At 72.2% G+C, this 22,059-nt stretch carries 17 protein-coding genes; 8 read left to right on the top strand and 9 right to left on the bottom strand.

The window, feature by feature from the left end; genetic code table 11:
* Positions 1–208 precede the first annotated feature (208 nt).
* Genes CP970_RS29610 through CP970_RS29600 form a run of 3 tightly spaced genes read left to right on the top strand, consistent with a single transcriptional unit; the run spans position 209 to position 3,239 of the window.
* Positions 209–1,465, top strand: a complete 1,257-nt coding sequence (locus CP970_RS29610) for an ABC transporter substrate-binding protein (protein WP_055544848.1) — start codon at positions 209–211, stop codon at positions 1,463–1,465.
* Positions 1,462–2,373, top strand: a complete 912-nt coding sequence (locus CP970_RS29605; RefSeq protein WP_079043261.1) for a carbohydrate ABC transporter permease — start codon at positions 1,462–1,464, stop codon at positions 2,371–2,373. The genes CP970_RS29610 and CP970_RS29605 overlap by 4 nt, the downstream gene beginning before the upstream one ends.
* Before the next feature lie 5 nt (positions 2,374–2,378).
* A complete protein-coding gene (locus CP970_RS29600; RefSeq protein WP_055544850.1) occupies positions 2,379–3,239 on the top strand; it encodes a carbohydrate ABC transporter permease in 861 nt (286 codons plus the stop codon).
* 20 nt (positions 3,240–3,259) lie between these two features.
* Here the strand turns inward: CP970_RS29600 and CP970_RS29595 are convergent, their stop codons facing one another.
* Positions 3,260–5,227: an amylo-alpha-1,6-glucosidase gene (locus CP970_RS29595; protein WP_055544851.1), complete on the bottom strand. Its 1,968-nt coding sequence runs from the start codon at positions 5,225–5,227 to the stop codon at positions 3,260–3,262.
* Positions 5,227–6,633, bottom strand: a complete 1,407-nt coding sequence (locus CP970_RS29590) for an MGH1-like glycoside hydrolase domain-containing protein (protein ID WP_224059316.1) — start codon at positions 6,631–6,633, stop codon at positions 5,227–5,229. Before CP970_RS29590 ends, CP970_RS29595 begins: the two co-directional genes overlap by 1 nt.
* A 179-nt stretch (positions 6,634–6,812) precedes the next feature.
* On the opposite strand from CP970_RS29590, the gene CP970_RS29585 reads away from it, so the two are divergent.
* Positions 6,813–8,117 carry an ROK family protein gene (locus CP970_RS29585; protein ID WP_224058810.1) on the top strand — a complete coding sequence of 435 codons (1,305 nt, stop codon included), beginning with the start codon at positions 6,813–6,815 and terminating at the stop codon, positions 8,115–8,117.
* 417 nt (positions 8,118–8,534) lie between these two features.
* Positions 8,535–11,294 carry a pyruvate, phosphate dikinase gene (gene ppdK / locus CP970_RS29580; RefSeq protein WP_224058806.1) on the top strand — a complete coding sequence of 920 codons (2,760 nt, stop codon included), beginning with the start codon at positions 8,535–8,537 and terminating at the stop codon, positions 11,292–11,294.
* A 163-nt stretch (positions 11,295–11,457) separates the two neighbouring features.
* On the opposite strand, the gene CP970_RS29575 is transcribed toward ppdK, so the two are convergent.
* Genes CP970_RS29575 through CP970_RS29555 form a run of 5 tightly spaced genes read right to left on the bottom strand, consistent with a single transcriptional unit; the run spans position 11,458 to position 16,247 of the window.
* Complete coding sequence (locus CP970_RS29575) at positions 11,458–12,657, bottom strand: NAD(P)/FAD-dependent oxidoreductase (protein WP_224058803.1); 1,200 nt, start codon at positions 12,655–12,657, stop codon at positions 11,458–11,460.
* A gap of 3 nt (positions 12,658–12,660) precedes the next feature.
* Positions 12,661–12,852 (bottom strand): ferredoxin, encoded by a 192-nt coding sequence (locus CP970_RS29570; RefSeq protein WP_055544853.1) that lies wholly within the window; start codon positions 12,850–12,852, stop codon positions 12,661–12,663.
* Between the two features lie 41 nt (positions 12,853–12,893).
* Positions 12,894–13,757 (bottom strand): fumarylacetoacetate hydrolase family protein, encoded by an 864-nt coding sequence (locus tag CP970_RS29565; protein ID WP_055544854.1) that lies wholly within the window; start codon positions 13,755–13,757, stop codon positions 12,894–12,896.
* Complete coding sequence (locus tag CP970_RS29560; RefSeq protein WP_055544855.1) at positions 13,754–14,674, bottom strand: 3,4-dihydroxyphenylacetate 2,3-dioxygenase; 921 nt, start codon at positions 14,672–14,674, stop codon at positions 13,754–13,756. The genes CP970_RS29565 and CP970_RS29560 overlap by 4 nt, the downstream gene beginning before the upstream one ends.
* Positions 14,667–16,247: an aldehyde dehydrogenase gene (locus CP970_RS29555; RefSeq protein WP_150494148.1), complete on the bottom strand. Its 1,581-nt coding sequence runs from the start codon at positions 16,245–16,247 to the stop codon at positions 14,667–14,669. The genes CP970_RS29560 and CP970_RS29555 overlap by 8 nt, the downstream gene beginning before the upstream one ends.
* Positions 16,248–16,382: 135 nt before the next feature.
* Here CP970_RS29555 and CP970_RS29550 point away from each other — a divergent pair, with 135 nt between their 5' ends.
* Both CP970_RS29550 and CP970_RS29545 read left to right on the top strand, forming a co-directional pair.
* Positions 16,383–17,897, top strand: a complete 1,515-nt coding sequence (locus tag CP970_RS29550; RefSeq protein WP_150494146.1) for an aldehyde dehydrogenase — start codon at positions 16,383–16,385, stop codon at positions 17,895–17,897.
* Positions 17,894–18,658, top strand: coding sequence for a gamma-glutamyl-gamma-aminobutyrate hydrolase family protein (locus CP970_RS29545; protein ID WP_150494144.1), 765 nt, complete (start codon positions 17,894–17,896; stop codon positions 18,656–18,658). Before CP970_RS29550 ends, CP970_RS29545 begins: the two co-directional genes overlap by 4 nt.
* Before the next feature lie 121 nt (positions 18,659–18,779).
* Here CP970_RS29545 and CP970_RS29540 read toward each other — a convergent pair whose 3' ends face one another.
* Positions 18,780–19,358, bottom strand: a complete 579-nt coding sequence (locus tag CP970_RS29540) for a MarR family winged helix-turn-helix transcriptional regulator (RefSeq protein WP_055556338.1) — start codon at positions 19,356–19,358, stop codon at positions 18,780–18,782.
* A gap of 194 nt (positions 19,359–19,552) precedes the next feature.
* Between CP970_RS29540 and CP970_RS29535 the strand changes: the two genes are divergently transcribed.
* Positions 19,553–21,022, top strand: coding sequence for an APC family permease (locus CP970_RS29535; protein WP_150494142.1), 1,470 nt, complete (start codon positions 19,553–19,555; stop codon positions 21,020–21,022).
* A 51-nt stretch (positions 21,023–21,073) separates the two neighbouring features.
* Here the strand turns inward: CP970_RS29535 and CP970_RS29530 are convergent, their stop codons facing one another.
* On the bottom strand, positions 21,074–21,865 hold the full coding sequence (locus tag CP970_RS29530) for an acetoacetate decarboxylase family protein (RefSeq protein WP_150494140.1): 792 nt from the start codon (positions 21,863–21,865) through the stop codon (positions 21,074–21,076).
* Between the last annotated feature and the right edge of the window lie 194 nt (positions 21,866–22,059).

Here is a 22,059-nt window from a genome sequence, read left to right as displayed (position 1 = left end):
GACGTGGCGCATACACGCACGGCCCGCACCTTGACGTGCCGCATACGTTCACGGCCCGCACCTTGACGTGGCGCTGACGGCGCGCCGGGCCGCCGGACCGCCGACAGCGACACCCGGCCGCAACACCCCTGTCGTAATCCCCGTCCATGGTTGATCGTTGGGCCGGACACGTACCGAGACACCGACATCACGCAGGGGGACGACCAGCATGACCATCAGCCGCAGGACACTGCTCGGGACGGGCGCCGCGCTCGGACAGCTCACCGCGTGCGGATCCAACACCGGACGCGACGGCGGGAGTTCGGGCGGCAGCGGCCCGAAACTCTCGCAGTGGTACCACCAGTACGGCGAGCCGGGCGCCGAGCAGGCCGTCAAGCGGTACGCCGCCGCGTACAAGAAGGCGGACGTCGGCGTGCAGTGGCGCCCGGGCAACTACGACGAGCAGACCGCCGCCGCCCTGCTCACCGATTCGGGCCCCGACGTCTTCGAGGTCAACGGCCCCACCCTCGACCAGATCCAGCGGGGCCAGGTCGTCGATCTCACCGGCCTCTTCGAGGGGGTCAAGGACGACTTCAACCCGGTGATCCTCGCCCCCAAGACGTACGACGGCAAGATCTGGGCGATCCCGCAGGTCGTCGACATGCACCTGCTCTACTACCGCAAGAGCCTGCTCGCCGACGCGGGCGTCAAGCCGCCGAAGAGCCTGGACGAGCTGGTCGACGCGGCGAAGGCGCTCACCACGAAGAAGGTGAAGGGCCTCTTCCTCGGCAACGACGGCGGCGCGGGCGCGCTCGCCATCACCCCGCTGTACGCGGCGGGCCTGTCCTCCGTCACCGAGGACGGCGAGGTCGGCTTCGACGACCCGGCGGCCGCGCGGACGCTCGGCAAGCTGCGCCAGCTGTACGCCGACAAGTCGCTGCTGCTCGGCGCGCCGTCCGACTGGTCGGACCCGTCGGCATTCACACAGGGTCTGACCGCCATGCAGTGGTGCGGCCTGTGGGCGCTGCCCGCCGTGAAGAAGGCGCTCGGCGACGACTTCGGCGTGCTCGCGCTCCCCGCGGACGGCGCGGACGGCAAGCCGTCGCTGCCCGTCGGTTCGTACGCGGCCGCGGTGAGCGCCCGCGGCGGACACCGGAAGGAGGCGAAGGACTTCGTGAAGTGGCTGTGGATCGACCGCACGGATTACCAGGAGGACTTCGCGCTCTCCTACGGCTTCCACATCCCGGCCAGGCTCTCCCTCGCGAAGAAGGCCGACAAGCTGAAGGAGGGCCCCGCGGCGGACGCCGTGCGCTACTCCACCGAGTACGGCTACGCGGAGCCCCTGCTGTGGACGCCCGCGAGCCGCACCGCCTACCAGGACGCGCTGAGCCGGATCATCAAGTCCGGCGCGAACCCGGAGAGCGAGCTGAAGTCGGTGGTGCGCAAGGTGCGGGCGGAGCTCGACCGCGTCAAGAAGAAGCCGTGAGGCGGGTGTTGGGCACCCAGAACCGCACGCTGTGGTTCTGGGTCTTCGTCGGCCCCTTCGCGCTCGGCCTGATCGTCTTCACCTACGTACCACTCGCCTGGAGCGTCTACCTCAGCTTCTTCGACGCGCACAACACGGTCTCGCCGACCGACTTCATCGGCTTCGACAACTACACGTCGATGCTGCGGAACGACGCGTTCACCGACAGCCTGGTCACCTTCGCGGTCTTCTCCGCGTTCATCGTCCCGACGACCTTCGTGCTGTCGCTCGCGCTCGCGCTGATGGTGAACCGGACGCGCCGCGGCCAGGCGTTCCTGCGCTCCGTCTTCTTCCTCCCGGCGGCGTGCAGTTACGTCGTGGCGGCGCTCATCTGGAAGCTGTCGATCTTCAACGGGGTGCGGTTCGGGCTCGCCAACACCGTCCTCGGCTGGTTCGGCGCCGACCAGACCGCCTGGCTCTCGACCACGGACCCGCCCTGGTACTGGCTGGTCATCGTCACCGTACGACTCTGGCTCCAGGCGGGCTTCTACATGATCCTCTTCCTGGCGGGCCTGCAGCGGATCTCGCCCACCCTCTACGAGGCGGCGGCGGTGGACGGAGCGCGGCCCGGCTGGCAGGTCCTGCGCCACATCACGCTCCCGCAGCTGCGCGCGACCTCGATCGCCGTGGCGCTGCTCCTGGTCATCAACGCCTTCCAGGCCTTCGACGAGTTCTACAACCTGCTCTCCAACTCCAGCGGCTACCCGCCCTACGCCCGCCCACCGCTGGTCTACCTCTACTACACGGCCCTTGGCCGCGAGCAGAACCTCGGCCTCGGCAGCGCGGGCGCGGTGCTCCTCGCCCTGATCATCGCGGTGGTGACGGTCGGCCAGGCCCGCTGGTTCGGCCTCGGCAGGAAGGAGGACTGAGAACCATGACCGCACCGGTGAAGAGGCCCACGGACGACGCCCTGGTCCGGGTGGGCCGCGCGCTGCGCGTCGTCCTGCTCATCGCCCTCGCACTGCTCTTCCTGATCCCCTTCTACCTCCTCGTACGCAACGGACTCGCGTCCGAGGAGGACATCACGTCCCCCGACTGGACGTTCTTCCCCACCACCCTGCACTGGTCGAACCTGTCGGAGCTCTTCGACGACCCGACGGTGCCGATGGCGCGCTCCCTGTTCAACTCCTCGCTGATCGCGGTCGCGACGACGCTGGGCACGCTCGTCCTGGCCTCCCTCGCGGGCTACGGCCTGGCCCGCATCCCCTACCGCTACGCGGACCAGGTCTTCTACGCGATCCTCGGCACGATGATGGTCCCCGCGGCCGTCACGTTCGTCCCGAGCTTCGTGCTGGTCTCCTCGCTCGGCTGGGTCTCGACGCTGCGCGGCCTGATCGTCCCCACCCTCTTCTCCGCCTTCGCGTGCTTCATCTTCCGCCAGTACTTCCTGGGCTTCCCCAGGGAGTTGGAGGACGCCGCGCGCGTGGACGGCCTCGGCTACTGGCGCACGTACTGGCGGGTGGTCGTACCCAACTCCCGCCCGGTCTTCGCGGCCGTCGGCACCATCGTCTTCATCGGCGCCTGGAACTCCTTCCTGTGGCCCCTGGTCATCGGCCAGGACCGGCAGGCCTGGACGGTCCAGGTGGCGCTGGCCACCCTGAACACCTCCCAGGTCATCCGCCTGCACGTGCTGTTCGTCGCCGCCGCGGTGTCGATCATGCCGCTGCTCGTGGTGTTCCTGTTCTTCCAGCGGTGGATCGTGGCGGGGGTGGAGAGGTCGGGGATCGACGACTGAGCAGGGCGGCGCGGGGCGTGTCACGCCCCGCCCACCGCCGTCAGCAGAGCCAACGGCGCCGCCGCCGACCGCGATTCGAGCACGCACGAGTGCGGGTACGGCACCGGCACCGGATACGCCCCCTTGTCGTACCCCGCGAGGACCTCCGGGAGGCGGCCGCCGCCCGTGGTCGCGGCGTCGACCAGGCCGCGGGCCACCGCGCGTGCCTCGTCGTGCAGGCCGTAGCGCGCGAGGCCCAGCGCGATCAGGGCGTTGTCGTGCGGCCACACCGAGCCCCGGTGGTAGGAGAGCGGATGGAACGCGGGCTGGCCCGCCGCGAGCGTCCGCACGCCCCAGCCGGAGAAGAAGTCCCGCTCCAGGAGGCGGCGGCCCACCGCCTCCCCGTACTCCTTGTCGAGCAGGCCGGACCAGAGCAGGTGCCCGGCGTCCGAGGCGAGCGCGTCGAGGCGGTGGCCCTCGCCGTCGAGCGCGAGTGCGGGGAAGCCCCGCTTCGGCATCCAGAAGTCCCGCTGGAAGCGGTCCCGCAGGTCGGCGGCGGTCTGCGCGAGCAGATCCGCGTACACCGCGTCGTCCCAGACGGTCCGCGCGAGCCACGCGGTGCGCCGCAGGGCGTCGTACGCGTACCCCTGGGCGCCCGCCGCCATGACGGGCCCCGTCGCCCGCTCGCCGTCGGCGGAGCAGATCGCGCCCGGCGAGTCCTTCCAGTTCTGGTTGGCGAGGCCGCCCTGGTCCGCGCGGTAGACGAGATAGCCGCGCGAGGTGAGCCCGCCGTGGTCGAGCATCCAGCCGACGGCGGCCCTGGCGTGCGCCTGGAGGCGGTGGGCCGTGGCGCGGTCCCCGGTCTGTTCGGTGTACGCGCCGAGCAGGACGAGGAAGAGCGGTGTCGCGTCGACCGAGCCGTAGTAGCGCCCGAACGGCACCTGCCCGAAGTGCGCGAGCTCGCCGTGGCGCACCTCGTGCACGATCTTGCCGGGCTGGGCCACCCTGCCGTCGACGGCCTCGGTCGCCTGGGTGGCGGCGAGGGCGGGCAGTGTCGCGGCGGCCAGGCGGGGCAGATAGGGCAGCGCGAAGAGCGAGGTCAGCAGGGCGTCGCGGCCGAGCAGCGTGAGGAACCAGGGCACCCCGGCGCCCGGCACCCGCAGCTCCTCGCCGTCCGGGCCCTTCGCGGGGACCTGGAGCACCGCGAGATCCGCGAGGCCGCGCGCGCAGGCCGCCGCGAGATCGGGCCAGGTGGCGGGCAGCGCCACCCCTGACGCGTACTCCGCCTGGATCTCGTGGAGTTGGCGCACGGCCTGCTCGGGCGAGCCCGGCGCGCGCGGCCCCGGCACCCCGTGCGGATACGCGGCGGCACGCAGTGCCACCTCCGCGGATCCGTGCGCGTCGAGCTCCAGCGTCCATACGAGGCGCCGCGCGCCGGTGCCGGTCTCCTCGATGCCGTCCGGGGCGGGCTCCGCGGTCACCGTCGTGCGCGAACACCACTCGCCGCGCCGGTAGGTGAACTCGACGCCCTCGCCGCCCTCCAGCGGCAGCCGGGACCTGACGACACCCGGCTTGGTGTAGGTGCGGTGGTCGGCGCGGAGTTCGAACTGGTCGGTGAAGTCGGCGTCCACGGTCAGCGCGAGCCCCACCCGCGTCGGCACCGGGCGGTTGCTCCGCACCCGCAGGGCCTCCGTGAACACCCCGTCGGCGACGGCCTGTTCACGGAAGAGCGTGTAGGCGGGCGGCTCCTGGCGGCCGCCGCGCGGCACCAGGACGCAGCGCGCCGCGTCGGCCGCCGCGGCCGCCGACGTCTCCACGGGTGCGAGGACCTCGGGCACCGCCCCTTCGACGGTGAGCTGCCAGCGGCTCAGGTGCCGCGCGTCCCGCACGAACAGGCCGTCGGGGCCCGCCGCCGTGCCGCGCACGGCGCCGACCCCGCTGATGTCGCCGCCCGCGCCGACGGCCGCGAAGGTCCGTCCCCGCACGAGCAGCCGGTGCCGATCGCTCATCACCACACCTCTTCTCCCAAGAGCCCGCCCCGCCCGCTCCGGCCGTCGTCGAGCAGCAGGTCCAGCGCCAGCGCCGCGGTCCAGCCGAAGCCGCGCGCGCCGCTTCCCCGCGCGGTGTACGGGTCCACGTACTCGGCGAACCCGGAGGTGACCGCCGCATCGAGGAGCGCGTCGCGCAGTCCGTCCGCGCGCGGGTGGTCGCCGTGCAGCCGCAGCCCCTTCTCCAGGAGCCAGTTGGTGTTGAACCAGGCGGGTCCGCGCCAGTACCGCCGGGGGTCGAAGGCGGGGCCCGTCAGGTCGTAGCTCGGCACGAGCCGCGCCGGTCCTTCGAGTCCGAAGTGCGGGCCGCACGCGGTGCGCACCAGGGTGGCGGTGATGTCGCGGTCGAGCCCGGGAAGCACCAGCGGGATGAGCCCGGTGACGCCGCGCTCGGGCACGAGTTCGCCGTCCCGCCCGGGGGCGCACAGGTCGCGGCAGAGGAAGAGGCCGCGCCGCGGGTCCCAGAGGCGGTCCACCAGGGTCTTGGTCAGCGCGTCGGCGCGCCCCCGCCGCTCGTCCGCCGACTCGGCCAGGCCGTCCGACTCGATGCCATCGGCGGCCATGTCGGCCGACTCGCTCTCATCGGCGGCCAGTTCGCGCTCGATCAGGGCGAGCGCGTACTCCGAGACGATCAGCAGCGCGTTGAACGCGGGGTCCTCGACCGCGAAGGCGCCGGGCCCTTCGTCATCCGCGTACCGCCGGTCGCGGTAGGCCTCGGCGAGCCGCACGTACCTGCCGTAGTCCAGGTCGGTGGGCCGGTCCTCGGGCGCCCCGTGGTCCAGGTCGGCCCTGCGGTAGGCGGCCGGGTCGGCGGGCTCGACCCGGCTCAACGGGGCGTCCCAGCAGGGGCTGTTGTCCATGCCCTGTTCCCAGGGGTGCACCACGGCGGCGAGTCCGGCGCCGCCCGCGTCCCTGGCGCACAGCAGATAGCGGTGCCAGGCGGCGAGCCGCGGCCGCAGGCGGGCCAGGAACGAACGGGCCCTGGACAGGCCGGGGTCGGCACGGTGCACCAGCCAGGCGGCCAGCGCGTGCGCGGGCGGCTGGACGATGCCCGAGGTCTGCACCGCGGCGGGCGCGCCCGCCGCGCGGCCCGCGGTCGTGGAGCGCCAGAAGTCGGGGCTCGGGAAGTAGGCGTCGAGCGGCACGGCGTCGTTGAACACTATGTGCGGGACGCGGCCGTCGCCCCACTGGGCGCGCAGCAGCGTCTCCAGCTCCAACTGGGCGCGCAGCGGGGAGAGGTGGCGCAGGCCGATCGCGATGAACGCCGAGTCCCAGGACCACTGGTGGGGATACAGCTCCCGGGACGGCACGGTGGACGCCCCCGTCCAGTTGGCCCACAGCACCTGGGCGCCCAGCTCCCGCAGCACCTCTCCCGGCGCGGCGGCGCGGTGCGCGTCCTGCCGGGTGCTCGCCCTGGGGTCCACGCGACGCCTCCTCGCGAGACTCGACACCCTGTCAGTTAGGTACTCTCCACCATAGGGTTACGTCCAGTCCGCACGCAAAACCCCCTGCTTTACGTGAAGTTGGGGAGCACAAGGGGGGTCACATGGGCACGGGAGGGCGCATGGGCACGGGGGAGCACCTGGGCACGGCGGGGCGCGCGGACGCCGAAGGCCCAGGACGGACGCGGGCGCGCCCCGACGCGCGGGTCCCGCTCCGGGCCGAGGGCGCCGGGGACCTCCTCCATCTGGTGCGCAGCGGCCGCGCCACCACGCGCGGCGCCCTGCAGCAGGTCACCGGGCTCTCCAGGGCCACCGTCGGCCAGCGCCTGGACCGGCTCTTTCGCGCGGGGTGGCTGCGGGAGGTCGCGGGCGGTCCCGCCGGATCGCCGCTGGGCGGCAGGCCCGCGCTGCGCCTGGAGTTCGACGACGCGCACGCCGTGGTGCTCGCGGCCGCCCTGGAGACCCGGCACGCCCGCGTGGCCCTGCTCACCCTCGGCGGGGCGGTCCTCGCCGAGCACGCGGGCCCGCTGGACGTCGAGGACGGGCCCGACGCGGTCCTCGGCGAACTGGCCGACCGCTTCACCGGGCTGCTGCGCGGCACGGGGCGCCCGGCCGCGCCGGTGTGCGGCGTCGGGCTCGCCGTGCCGGGTCCCGTCGACAGCGAGACGGGCCGCGTCGTACAGCCGCCGATCATGCCGGGCTGGGACGGCTACGACATAAGGGGCCGCCTGCGCCGCGCGTTCGCCGGGCGCCCGGGCGTGGCCGGTGACCTGCCGGTCCTCGTCGACAACGACGCCAACCTCATGGCGTACGGCGAACAGCGCGCCCACTACCCGCACTGCCCGTCGTTCGCCTTGGTCAAGGTCTCCACGGGGATCGGCTGCGGTGTCGTCGTCGGCGGCGAGGTGTACCGGGGCGTGGACGGGGGCGCGGGCGACATCGGCCACATCCGGGTGCCCGAGGGCGCGGACGCGCTGTGCAAGTGCGGCTCGTACGGCTGCCTGGCCGCCGTGGCGAGCGGCCGCGCGGTGGCCCGCAGGCTGACCGGGGCGGGCGTGCCCGCGGCGTCGGGCTCGGATGTGCGGGAGCTCCTCACGGCGGGGCACCCCACGGCGGTGGGGTTCGCGCGGGACGCGGGGCGGCAGGTCGGCGAGGTCCTCGCGACCGTGGTGACGCTCCTGAACCCCGGAGTTCTGATGATCGCCGGAGATCTGGCCGGAACTCCCTTCCTGACCGGCGTGCGCGAGCTGCTCTACCAGCGGGCGCTGCCCCGCTCCACGGCCCGTCTGGACGTGGTCACCTCTCACCTCGGCGAGCACGCGGCCCTCGTCGGCGCGGGAACACTCGTGGTCGAGCACCTCTACGCCCCGGAGCGGGTGGAGGAGCGGCTCCTCGCGCTGGGTGTGTAGCCGCGGCGCGCGGTGTCTCCCTCCGTGGTCGCGGGAGGTCCGGATCCTGACATTCGGCCGCTTCAAACGGCGTGATTCTCGCCACCCCTGATAGCCCTTGCGCTCAGATGAGCGCTTCTTGGTCGACTGCACTTCTCCAAGGGGTGGCACTGAGTGCCAATGCTCGATCATTCATGAGGTGAACTCACATCTGAGTTGGAGTTGCTCATTTGAGCAAATACCCAGGTCTACGGGGGTTGATCGTTCAAGAAGTGAATGCATCAGCCCTCATGTGGTTACCGCTCCGTCACTTTCGATCTAGTGGCGGACCACCGGTTACGTCCTCATGTCGCACAAGTGGACGTACCCAGGCGCCTTGGATCTGGGTATGTTCCTCGCCGTCAGGGCAGCCACCGAGCTCTCGAGGAGTCGAGACCCGTGTCGGAAAACAAAGATCCCCACGCAGCGCAGAGCGATGCGAGCGGCAGCGGTACGAGCGATGCGGCCGTGAAGTTCGTCTACGACTTCACCGAGGGCAACAGGGACCTCAAGGACCTCCTCGGCGGGAAGGGCGCGAACCTCGCCGAGATGACCAATCTCGGGCTGCCGGTCCCTCCGGGCTTCACCATCACCACCGAGGCCTGCAAGACGTACCTCGGCAGCGGCGAGGAGCCCGTCGAGCTGCGTGACGAGGTGAGTGCGCACCTCGACGCCCTCGAGAAGACCATGGGCAAGAAGCTCGGCCAGGCCGACGACCCGCTGCTCGTCTCCGTGCGCTCGGGCGCCAAGTTCTCGATGCCCGGCATGATGGACACCGTCCTGAACATCGGGCTCTCCGACAAGTCCGTGACGGGCCTGGTCAAGCAGTCCGGCGACGACCGCTTCGCGTGGGACTCCTACCGTCGGCTCATCCAGATGTTCGGCAAGACCGTGCTCGGCGTCGACGGCGAACTCTTCGAGGACGCGCTGGAGAAGGCCAAGGAGGCCAAGAAGGTCGCGGTCGACACCGACCTGGAGGCCGCCGACCTCAAGAAGCTGGTCACGAAGTTCAAGAAGATCGTCAAGACGGAGGCCGGGCGGGACTTCCCGCAGGACCCGCGCGAGCAGATGGACCTCGCGATCCGTTCGGTCTTCGAGTCGTGGAACACCGACCGCGCCAAGCTCTACCGCCGCCAGGAGCGCATCCCCGGCGACCTCGGCACGGCCGTCAACATCTGCTCGATGGTCTTCGGCAACCTCGGCCCCGACTCCGGCACGGGCGTCGCGTTCACCCGCGACCCGGCCAGCGGCCACCAGGGCGTGTACGGCGACTACCTGCAGAACGCGCAGGGCGAGGACGTGGTGGCGGGCATCCGCAACACCGTGCCGCTCGCCGATCTGGAGCAGCTCGACAAGAAGTCGTACGACCAGCTCATGCAGATCATGGAGACCCTTGAGACGCACTACAAGGACCTCTGCGACATCGAGTTCACCATCGAGCGCGGCCAGCTGTGGATGCTGCAGACCCGCGTCGGCAAGCGCACCGCCGGTGCCGCCTTCCGCATCGCGACGCAGCTGGTGGACCAGGGCCTGATCGACGAGGCCGAGGCGCTGCAGCGCGTCAACGGCGCCCAGCTCGCGCAGCTGATGTTCCCGCGCTTCGACGAGGGCGCGAAGACCGAGCAGCTGGGCCGGGGCATCGCCGCGTCACCCGGTGCCGCGGTCGGCAAGGCGGTCTTCGACTCGTACACCGCGATCAAGTGGTCGCGCTCGGGCGAGAAGGTCATCCTGATCCGCCGCGAGACCAACCCGGACGACCTCGACGGCATGATCGCCGCCGAGGGCATCCTGACCTCGCGCGGCGGCAAGACCTCGCACGCCGCCGTCGTGGCGCGCGGCATGGGCAAGACCTGTGTGTGCGGCGCGGAGGACCTGGAGGTCGACACCAAGCGGCGGCGGATGACGGTGGGCGAGACCGTCATCGAGGAGGGCGACGTCGTCTCCATCGACGGCTCGACCGGCAAGGTCTACCTCGGTGAGGTGCCGGTGGTCCCCTCCCCCGTCGTCGAGTACTTCGAGGGCCGCATGCACGCGGGCGCCGACGACGCCGACGAGCTGGTCGCCGCCGTGCACCGGATCATGGCGTACGCGGACCGAGTACGGCGCCTGCGGGTGCGCGCCAACGCGGACAACGCCGAGGACGCTCTCCGCGCCCGTCGCTTCGGCGCGCAGGGCATCGGCCTGTGCCGCACCGAGCACATGTTCCTCGGTGAGCGCCGCGAGATGGTCGAGCGGCTCATCCTCGCCGACGCGGACGACGCGCGCGAGGAGGCGCTGAAGGAGCTCCTGCCGCTCCAGAAGCAGGACTTCATCGAGCTGTTCGAGGCGATGGACGGCCTCCCGGTCACCGTGCGCCTCCTGGACCCGCCGCTGCACGAGTTCCTGCCCGACATCACGGAACTCTCCGTCCGTGTCGCCCTCGCCGAGTCCCGCAAGGACGCCAACGAGAACGACCTGCGCCTGCTCCAGGCCGTGCACCGGCTGCACGAGCAGAACCCGATGCTGGGTCTGCGCGGCGTACGCCTCGGTCTGGTCATCCCCGGCCTGTTCACCATGCAGGTCCGCGCGATCGCCGAGGCCGCCGCCGAGCGCAAGAACGCCAAGGGCGACCCGCGTGCGGAGATCATGATTCCGCTCGTCGGCACTGTCCAGGAGCTGGAGATCGTCCGCGAGGAGGCCGAGCAGGTCATCGCGGAGGTCGTCGAGGCGACCGGCGTCGAGCTGAAGCTGGCGCTCGGCACGATGATCGAGCTGCCGCGCGCCGCGCTGACGGCCGACCAGATCGCGGAGGCCGCCGAGTTCTTCTCGTTCGGCACGAACGACCTCACCCAGACCGTCTGGGGCTTCTCCCGCGACGACGTGGAGGCTTCGTTCTTCACGGCCTACCTGGAGAAGGGCATCTTCGGCGTCTCCCCCTTCGAGACGATCGACAAGGACGGCGTCGGCAAGCTGGTCCGCGACGCGGTCAAGGCGGGCCGCGAGACCCGCCCCGACCTCAAGCTCGGCGTCTGCGGCGAGCACGGCGGCGACCCGGAGTCCGTGCACTTCTTCCACGAGGTGGGCCTGGACTACGTCTCCTGCTCCCCGTTCCGGATCCCGGTGGCCCGCCTGGAGGCCGGCCGCGCGGCCTCCCACTCGGTGGGCAGCGACCACCGGTAACCAGACCCCGGGACCGTCGCCGTGTCCCCGACCCTCAGTACCGATGCGGCGGCGGTTCCGGTTCGCGATGAAGGGGCAGCGCCTTGTGCGGAGGCGCTGCCCCTTCGGCATGCCTCCCCCGGGGCATGCCTTCGGGTGGCGTGTGTCCGGTGGGGCGCGGGGGTCAGACCACCGGTTCCGGCAACGTCATCAGTTCCGTTCGGTGGCGGGCCGCCGCTGCCGATGCCGCCGGGCTGCCCAGTGCCGCCACGCCGATCAGGCGGTCGTTCTCGTAGTAGCCGTAGAGCAGGTCGCCGTCGGGGGACTCGGGGTCTCCCGAGAGGAGTTCGGTGCGGTCGGCCAGCGAGGGCTGGCCGAAGGACTGGAGGCGGAGGGTGAACTGGTCGCTCCAGAAGGCGGGGAGCGGGGCGCAGGGGGTCGGGTCGCGCGGGGTGTCGGTCAGGGCCGCCAGCAGGGTGCGGGCCGCGTGGCGTGCGGTGTCGCCGGGGACCGACCAGTGTTCTACGCGGCGCGGCACGGGGCCGTAGCGCGGGTTCGGGAAGCGGGCGACGTCGCCGACGGCCACCGCGTGCGAGAGGCCGCCGATGCGCAGGTGGGCGTCGCAGAGGATGCCGTCGGTGAGGTCGAGTCCGGGGGTCGTCGCGAGCCATTCGGTGTTGGGCAGGGAGCCGACCGCCTCGACGAGCACGTCGGCGGCGAGCTCCGTGCCGTCGTCGAGCACCGCGCCCCGGGGCGTGAGCGCGGTGGCCAGGTGGCCCATGCGGAACCGCACGCCGCGTGCCTCGTGGCGGTGGCGCAGGGCGCGCCCGAGGTCCTCGCCGACCGCCAAGAGCATCGGTTCGGACTCCGGGGCGACGACCGTGACCTCGCAGCCCGCCGTGCGCGCGGTGGCGGCCACCTCGCAGCCGATGAATCCGGAGCCGATCACCAGTACCCGGGCGCCCGCCACCAGCTCGGCGGCAAGGGCCGCCGAGTCCTCCAGTGTGCGGACGACGTGCCGGGGCGGACCCCCGGGTAGCGGGAGCCTGCGTGGCCGCACCCCCGTCGCGGCCACCAGACCCTCGTACAGGTGGACAGAACCGTCGGTCAGTGTGAGCGTGCGCGCCGTGAGGTCGGCGGCGGCGACGGCCGTGCCGAGCCGCCACTCGACGTCCTGGACGCTGGGGCGGCGGCGCAGTTCCGTGCCGGACGCGGGCGCCTCGCCCGCGAGAACCTCTTTGGACAACGGCGGCCTGTTGTACGGGAGATGAGGTTCCTCCCCGAAGAGCGTGATGGTGTCGCGCCAGCCCGCGGCGCGCAGTTGTTCGGCGGCGCGCAGGCCGCCGAGCGAGGCCCCGACGACGGCGATGCCCGCCCCCGCCACGCCTCAGCCCTCGACCCGGATGGCCTGCAACGGGCAGACGTCGGCGGCGTCCTCCACGTCGTCGCGCAGCGCGGCGTCGGGTGACGCGACGTACGCGAGGTGACCGTCCTCGTCGAGCCGGAAGACGTCCGGCGCGGCGAAGACGCACTGCCCGTGGTTCTGGCAGACATCCATGTCGACGGTGACCTTGACCATCTGAACTCCCTTCAGACGTACGGAATGCGGGGCCTGTCGTGCTAGCGGCGCGGTGCGCGGACGCCTCTCAGTTCCCAGTCGCCGCCGAGGGCCGTGGAGCGGACTTCCTCGGACTCGGTGGGCTGGGCGCCGACGTCGGTGCGGATGGCCGTCGGTCCTGTGACGATGTGGTTGGTGAGGCGGCCGAGGCCCTCGGCCTCGACCTCGACGGTGTCGCCGGGGCGGACGGGGCGGGATCCCGCGGGCGTCCCGGAGAGCAGGACGTCGCCCGGTTCCAGGGTGATGGTGCGGGCGATGTCGGCGACGAGGTAGTGCATGTCCCACTCCATCTCGTCGGTCGAACCGTCCTGCACGAGTTCGCCGTTGACGTACGTCCGCAGGTATTTGCCGTGGAAGTCCCAGCCGGTGACGAGACCCGGGCCGAGCGGGCAGAGCGTGTCGGAGCCCTTGACGCGGAGCATCGACCCCGCGTCGGTGTCGCGGAAGTCGTGCAGGCCGTAGTCGTTGGCGACGGTGAAGCCCGCGATGTACGAACCCGCGTCCGCAGGCGCCACGTTGCGGCAGGTGCGGCCGATGACGATGGCGATCTCGCCCTCGTAGTTGAGGTACTTGCAGCCTTCGGGGCGCACGACGGCACCGCCGTGACTGTTGAGGGCGGAGACCGGCTTGTGGAAGTAGGTGGGCGCGGGCGGCAGCGAGACGCCGAACTCCGTGACCCTGCTGCGGTGGTTGAGGTGGACGGCGATCACCTTGGACGGCCGGACGGGCGGCAGGTGGTGCGCCTCGGCCGCCTTGACCCTGCGGCCGTCGGGGGCGATCAGCTCGTCGCCCTCGCGCACGACCTGGACGGCGGCCCCCTCAAGGAGGACGCGGCGGTACTCGGTGGTGGTGGCTCGGGCGGTCATGCGGCGTCCTCGCTCCGGTCGTCGGGGGCGGTGCCGGTCCAGCCGTCGGCGGGGCGGTCGAACCACAGGTGCATCTGGCCCGTGCCGACCGAGTTCTCGTAGGCGCTGTAGGGGCGCCCCGGCGCGGTGCAGCGGTCCTCGCCGAGCGCGCCGATCATCATCAGGTAGTGGCCGAAGCGCGCTTCGGGCTTGTGGGTGAGGAACTCCGGCATGGTGGCGAGGACTTGGGCGTGGTCGCCGCGCTCGAACCAGTCGATGCGGCGTTCGTCGGCGGCGCGCGCCTCGGGGGTGCGGATGTGGGAGGGGTCGCTCGACTCGTGGGCGCGCAGCTCGCGCAGCGGCCAGAACGTGTGGGACAGGGCGCCGGACGCGATGAGGAGGACCCTGCGTCCCGGCAGGGCCGCGACACCGTCGGCGAGCGCGCGGCCGAGCCGCAGGTGGTCCTCCACATCGCCGGTCTGACAGACCCCGATCGAGATCCACTTCTTGTCGGGGAGGCCGTCGCCCAGGTACTTCCACAGATTGATGGTGGCGTAGTACACGGGCAGGAAGGGATCCTCGATCGGGGTGATCCAGGTGCCGTGCCGGTCGGCGAACTCGGCGATGCTGTGGGCGAGTTCGGGATCGCCCGGGTAGTCGTACGGCATCCGGCACATGCCGCGCGGCAGCTCCTCGGAGGTGAAGAGTCCGGCGCGGCTCCGATGCGAGGTGACCACGAATTCGACGGTGGTGGCCCAGTGCGAGTCGAGGACGACCACGGTGTCGTAGTCGAGCTCCTCGAAGACCTCGGCGCGCAGCCTGCGCAGGCCGGGGACGAGGCTGATCTCGCGGCCCTCGTTGAGTTCCTTGCGGGTCCGCTCGGGCAGCACGATGGTCGGCACGTGGGCGAGGAGGCCCGCCCCGACGATTTCACCCATGGCGGGCCTCCCGGCTCCCCGGCGCGGTCACGGTGTTCTTCAGGTCGCAGTAGAAGTCGAAGGACCAGTCGCCGCCCTCGCGCCCCACGCCTGACTGGCGCGAGCCGCCGAAGGGTGCGGAGAGGTCGCGTACGAAGAAGCAGTTGACCCAGACCGTGCCCGCGACGAGCCGCGCGGCGATCCGGTCGGCGCGGGCGGGGTCGCCGGTGGCGAGGGTGGCGGCGAGGCCGAAGCGGGTGCCGTTGGCCAGGCGTACGGCCTCGTCCTCGTCGCCGTCGGGGAAGGTCTGGAGGGTCAGGACGGGACCGAAGACCTCCTCCTGGACGATCTCGGAGTCCTGGGCGACGTCGGTGAGGAGGGTGGGCAGGTAGTAGGTGCCGCCGAGTTCGGTGTTGGGGCCGCCGCCGGTCACGGCCTTGGCGCCCGCTTCGAGGGCGCGGCGCACGAACCCGTCGACGCGCTCGATGTGCCGGGGGTGGATGTTGGGCCCGATGCGGGTGGCCTCATCGCGCGGGTCCCCCTGCCGCAACTCCCTTACGCGGTCCAGGACATGCCCGAGGAAGGCGTCGCGCACCGGTTCCTCGACGAGGATGCGGGTGGCCGCGAGGCAGACCTGGCCCGCGTTGTCGTACTGCTCGACGGCGAGGTCCGCCGCGAGCTCCAGGTCGGCGTCGGCGAAGACCAACAGCGGTGACTTGCCGCCCAGTTCGAAGCTGCACGGCACGAGGTTCTCGGCGGCGGCCGCGGCGATGCGGCGCGCGGTGGGCACGGATCCGGTGAAGCTGACGCGGCGTACGCCGGGGTCGGCGACGAGCGGGGCACCGACCTCGGGGCCGTACCCCTGCACGACGTTGAAGACGCCGGGCGGCAGGCCCGCGTCGCGCGTGATGTCCGCGAAGAGCGAGGCGGTCAGCGGGGTCCACTCGGCGGGCTTGAGGATCACGGTGTCGCCCGCGGCGAGCGCCGGGGCGATCTTCCAACTGGCCAGCATCAGCGGGGCGTTCCACGGCGTGATGAGGACGGCGGGGCCCGCCGGGTCCCAGCTGACGTGGTTCGTGTGCCCGCGCGTGTCGAAGTCGTCGTGGCCGAGGGCGAGGAGGCGGTCGGCGAAGTAGCGCAGGTTGTGGGCGACGCGGGGCATCACGCCGCGGCGGTGCGAGCGGAGCAGGGCGCCGTTGTCGGCGGTCTCGACGCGGGCGAGTTCATCGGCGCGGGCCTCGACCCCGTCGGCGACGGCGTGCAGCAGCCCGGCACGCTCGGCGGGGGGCGTCGCGGCCCAGCCGGGGAACGCGTCGAGGGCGGCGGCCACGGCGGCTCGTGCCTCGCCGGGGCCGCCGCGCGCTATCTCGGCGAGCGGGGCGCCGTCGATGGGCGAGTGGTCGGTGAAGGTGGCGGTGGGGGTGGCGGTGGCGGTGGCGGTGGCGGTGGCGGTGGGGAAGGCTGCGGCATCGGCATCGGTGGCGGCCCTGACCGAGGCGACGCGCGTGCCGCCGATCCAGTGCCGGGTGTCGACGGGGACACCGGCGACGGTCGCCGTGTCCGTGTCCGTGTCCGGAAGCTCGGGGGGAGCCATCGCGACCTCCAGTTCGTTTGAACCCAAACAACATTAGGAGCGACGGGACCGCGGGGTCAACCCCTCGTAGGCACCGGCCCGTTGGGATACCGTTTGAATTCAAACGATATGCCGAACCCCTCCCGGGAGGCAGCCATGCCGCACGACGAAGCCCCGGCCGCCCGCGGCCACCAGGACTGGCTCGGCGAGGCCGACGCCCTCATCCCCCGCCTGCCCACCCGGCACCGCGTCGCGGGTGCGGACGCGGACGGCTCGGGCAGCGCGTTCCCCGTCGTCTCGCCGCGCGACGGCCGCGTCGTCGCGCTCGTCGCCGACGGCGGCGAGAAGGAGGTGGACCTGGCGGTCGCCGCCGCCCGCCGCGCCTTCGACAGCGGGCCCTGGCCGCGCATGTCCCCCGTGGAGCGCGGCCGCGTGCTGCTGCGGATCGCCGATCTCGTCGAGGAGCACCGCTCCGAACTCGCCCTCACCGTCACCCTGGAGAACGGCAAACCGATCACCGAGTCCTACGGGGTCGAACTGCGCGCCCTGGCGGGCACGTTCCGCTGGTACGGCCAGCTCGCCGACAAGCTCACCGACGAGTCCCCGCACACCGGACCCGGCGCGCTCGCCCTCGTCACCCGGGAGCCGTCCGGTGTGGTGGGCGCGGTGGTGCCGTGGAACTTCCCGCTCACGCTCGCCGCGTGGAAGGTCGCGCCCGCGCTCGCCGCGGGCTGTGCCGTCGTCCTCAAGCCCTCCGAACTCACGCCCCTCTCCGCGCTCTCGCTCGGCCGGATCGCCGACGAGGCGGGGCTGCCGCCCGGCGTCCTGAACGTCGTCGCGGGCGGCGGGCCGACCGCGGGCCGCGCGCTCGGCACACACCCGGACGTGGACGTCATCGCCTTCACCGGGTCCACGGCCGTCGGCAGGCACTTCCTGCGCTACGCCGCCGACTCCAACCTCAAGCGGGTCTGGCTCGAACTCGGCGGCAAGTCACCGAACATCGTGCTGCCCGACGCCCCCGACCTGGCGACCGCGGCGGCCACCGCCGCCTGGGGCATCTTCTTCAACCAGGGCGAGATGTGCACGGCTCCCTCGCGGCTCCTCGTGCACGCGTCGGTGGCCGACGAGGTGACGGACGCGGTCGTCGCGCGGGCCGGGACGCTGCGGGTCGGCGATCCGCTCGACCCCGCGACCGAGATGGGCGCGCTCGCCGGGGCGGCCCGGGTCGCGGCCGTCCAGGACCACGTACGCAGGGGCGCCGACGCGGGGGCGCGGCTGCGGGCGGGCGGCTCACCGCGCCACGTCGTCCCCGGTGGCGCCTACTTCGACCCCACCGTCCTGGACCGGGTCACCCCCGACATGGCCCTGGCCCGCGAGGAGATCTTCGGCCCGGTCCTCTCCGTGCTCACCTTCGACACCCTGGACGAGGCGGTGGCGCTCGCCAACGACACCGAGTACGGGCTCGCGGCGGGTCTGTGGACCTCGGACCTGTCGACCGCGCACACGGTGGCGCGGCGGCTGCGGGCGGGCACGGTCTGGGTCAACTGCTACGAAGAGGGGGATCTGACGGTGCCGTTCGGCGGCTACAAGCAGTCGGGGCACGGGCGGGACAAGTCGATCCACGCCCTGGAGAAGTACACGGAGCTCAAGACGACGTGGATCCAGCTGTGAGCGATCGCCCGGCGGGCCGCGAGGACTTCCACACCCGCCCCCGGCCCCGTACCCGCCCGCTGATCGCCCTCCCCCAGCGGTACGCCGCGTCGACCTCCGCCCTGCGCTACGCCGCCGTCGTCACCGCGCGCGCCCTCGCCGACGCGGTGTTCCGCGCGGGCGGCGAGCCGTTCATGATGCATCCGGGGCCGCCCGAGGAGGCCGCCGAGCGCCTCGCCCGCTGCGCCGGGCTGCTGCTGCCCGGCGGCGGGGACCTCGCGCCCTGGCGGTACGCGACCGGGTCCGACGTGCACCGTTCCGTGTACGACGTGGACGACGCGCAGGACGAGTTCGACCTCGCGCTCGCCCGCTGCGCGCTGGCCCGCGGCCTGCCGACGCTCGCGGTCTGCCGCGGCATGCAGGTGGTGAACGTCGCGCTCGGCGGCACGCTGCGGCAGGACATGGGCGGCCCCGAATCGGAGCACCGGCACAAGGTGCATCCGGTGCGGGTGGCCGCGGGCTCCACGGTGGCGCGTGCGCTCGGCGCCGAGAAGGTGGACGCCTCGTGCTACCACCACCAGTGCGTGGACCTTGCCGGTCGTGGCCTTGAACCCACGGCGTGGGCGGCCGACGGGACGGTCGAGGCGCTCGAACTCGTGGGCGGGGAGGGGTGGTTCGCGGCTGTGCAGTGGCATCCGGAGGATACGGCGGGGACGAGTGCGGCGCAGCAGGGGCTGTTCACGGGGCTGGTCCGGGAGGCAGGGGGCCGGGGCGCCCTTTAGGGGCGCGGGGAACTGCGCGACCAGCCGCGACGCGCCTGCGGCGGGCCGCTGGCCTTGAGCTCGGCCTGCGGGCCGGTGGGGGCGGGCCGCGCAGTTCCCCGCGCCCCTTACGGGGCGTACCTCAGCCGTCCGCGCGTGCCCTGCGGCCGCTCCTGCGAGGGGCAGGCTCCGCACCGTCGAGGAGGTGCAGCCTCCTCTCCTCGCCCTTGTCCTCCGTACGCACGACGATCTTCCGCAGCAGGTCCGCGAGGACTTCGCACTCGGCGTCGGTCAACCCCTCGGTGACGAAGACCTCCTCCGCGTTGAATGCGGGGAACACCTCGCCCATCAGCCGCTCGCCCCCGGGCGTGAGCCGGAGCAAGGCGAGCCTGCCGTCGTCGGGGTGGCCCCTGCGCTCCAGGAGGCCGCGGCCCGCGAGGGTCCTGGCGACTCCCGTGAGCGTGCCCTTGGAGATGCCGGCCTCCTCCGCGACGTACCGCGTCTCCATCTCGCCCCAGATCCAGACGACATAGAGCACCACGAACGACGTCCAGGTCAGTTCGGCACCGCGCAGCACGGAGTTCTCGAAGTGCTGCCGGACGGCCGACGCCGCGCGGTAGATGTTCGAGACGGCGGCCATCTGCTCGTGCTTGACGGGGGTACCGCCGAGCTTGGCCCTGACCGCCTTCTCGGTCTCGCGGATGGAGCGTTGGCCCGTCACGTGCGTGTCTCCTCGGTCCGATGGCTTGGGGTGGTTCCGGTGGTGCCCGTGTGTGTTTCCAGTCTCCCAAGAGCTCTTGAGGACTCTTGCCCGGGCACGGGGGCGTCCGTACCATCAGCGCCATTCGAATTCGTACGGGCTCAAACGATATCGCGTTCCCCGTGGATGCGCCCTCCTCCCCCCGGAGTCCCGGCATGGCTCTCGACCATCAAGGCTCGGCCTCGCCCGCACCACCACTGTCCCCCACCACCGTCCCCGAACGCCGCATCGGCGTCGCGGGCATCGTCTTCGTCGTCGTGGCCGCATCGGCCCCGCTCACCGTCGCCGCGGGCGGGGTCCCGCAGTCCCTCGGCGTCACGGGTGTCCTCGGGATACCCCTGCTCTACCTCATGACCGCCGTCGTGCTCGGGCTCTTCAGCGCCGGATACGCGGCGATGAGCAGGCACATCACCGGCGCCGGCGCCTTCTACGCGTACACCGCGCAAGGGCTCGGCCGTACGCCGGGCGTGGGCGCGGCCTTCGTCGCGCTGCTCTCGTACAACGCCATGCAGATCGGCATCGCCGGTCTCTTCGGCGCCACCACCGCGGAGTTCATCGACGCCCGGACCGGCGTGGAGATCCCCTGGTGGGTCCTCGTGCTCGCCTGCACAGTGGTCGTCGGAGCGCTCGGCTACCGGCGCGTCGACGTGGGCGTGCGGGTGCTCGCGGTGCTGCTCGTCCTGGAGTTCGGCACCGTACTCGTCTTCGACATCGGCCAGTTCACGCACGCCCCCGAGGGCGTCTCGGCCACGCCGCTCACCTGGGGCGCCGCCACGGACGGCTCCCTCGGGGTGGCGCTGTGCTGCGTCTTCGCCGCGTACATGGGCTTCGAGTCCGCCGCCCTGTACAGCGAGGAGTGCCGTGATCCGCGCCGGACGGTGGCGCGGGCCACGTACATCGCCGTCGGGCTCATCGGGGTCTTCTACGCGGCTACCGCGTGGGCCATGGTGAGCGGCGCGGGCACCTCCCGGGCGAACCGGGTCGCGGCCGAGCAGGGCCCCCAGATGATGTTCACCCTCAGCGACTCCAGCCTCGGCACGGTCTTCTCCGACTTCGCGCAGCTGTTCCTGATCACCAGCCTGCTCGCGGCGCTGCTCTCCTTCCACAACGCCGTTGCCCGGTACGCCCGTTCGCTGGGCCGTGAAGGTGTGCTGCCGCGTGCGCTCGGCGTGCTGCACCCCCGGCACACCTCTCCGCACCGCGGCTCCCTGCTGCAGACCGCGGTCACCGTCATCGTCATCGGAGTGTTCGCGCTGGCCGGTCGCGACCCGGTGGCGGACGTCTTCACCTGGCTGACCAACCTCGGCGCGCTCGGCGTGATCCTGCTCCTGTTCGCCACGTCCGCGTCGGTCGTCGCCTACTTCGTCCGCCACCCCGACCTGACCGAGCCCCTGTGGCACCGGCTGATCGCCCCGCTCCTCTCGGGCGCCGCGCTCGCCGTCATCTTCTGGCTCGCGCTCACCAACTTCAGTGTTCAGCTGGGGGTTTCGTCGGGCAATCCGCTGCGGTGGGTCCTGCCGTGCCTCATTCTGATCGCCGCGGGGGCGGGCGGGGTGTGGGGGCTCTGGCTGCGGCGGGCTCGGCCCGAGGCGTATGCGGGGATCGGGTCTTCGGCGGGTGGGTAGCGGGCTGGGTAGCGGGTGGGCGGGAGCCTGCCGGGTGGGGCTTCGGCCCCGTCACAGGCCCCTCTCCAGCAGGGTTCCGCCGTCCCAAGTGACGCCCACCTGGCGGTAGTACGCCCCGATCGGCTCCTCGACCGCGAGCGCGGCCAGTTCCTCCGTGGGTGCGTCGAAGAGGTCCAGTTCGGCATCGCCCGACCAGGCCTGGCCGCCCTCGAAGGCGGCGGCGCCCGAGGAGATCAGCTCGTCCAGGGCCAGGCCCTTGCCGTCGATGGCGGGGAGTTGGCGGTGGTGGGCCATGGGGTGGGCGTTGACGAAGCCGTTGCTCTCCGAGGGTTCGCGCAGGGTCACCACGGCCTGCGCGAGCCTGCGGTCGGCCGCGGCGAGCGTGGCGCCGAAGGCCGCGCCGGACTCGATGCGGGGGGCGGGGCCGTAGGGGTGGGGGCGGGTCAGGTGGATGGAGCCGAGCTTCTTCGGGTAGCCCTGGTGGTTGCCGCGGGCGATGGCGAAGTCCTTGTCGACCCAGATGTACACGCACCGGGAGTACGTCTTTCCCCGGTATCCGCACCGTACGACGGCGAAGCACTCCTTGTACTGGGACCGTACGGGGTCGAGCAGTTCGGTGCGGGACGCGCCGCAGGACTGCCAGTCGGCCCAGATGAGCGCGACGGCGCCGGGATCGCTGGCCGCCAACTCCAGCGGGGCGGGGAGCAGTTCGCGGACCCGGGTGGGGTTGGTGCGGTACTCGATGGTGAGCAGGTCGCCTGAGTAGTGCCAGGGGGGCGCGGGCACGAGCGAGGACCTTCCGGTGGCACTCTTGGGCGGAAAGAATCCTTGAACTCCGGTCATTTGCGGGCTCCTTCGCCTTCCGTCCGGGTAAATCGTTTGAGCCCGTACGATATTCGGGCTGGGCGGGGTTGTCACGGTGCGGGCCTCGCCTCATTCGCCGTGAGGCGGGGCGGGGCGGGGTCGGGCCGGGTTGCCGCCGTGCGGGTCTCGCCTCGCCGTCTTGGGGGCGGGGCCGCGGCGGTATGTCCGTCCTC

Origin of the sequence: Streptomyces kanamyceticus (assembly GCF_008704495.1) — a bacterium.
Lineage (GTDB): Bacteria > Actinomycetota > Actinomycetes > Streptomycetales > Streptomycetaceae > Streptomyces > Streptomyces kanamyceticus.
Note: the sequence above shows the minus strand (reverse complement) of the source record. Positions and strands in the feature narration are given on the sequence as shown.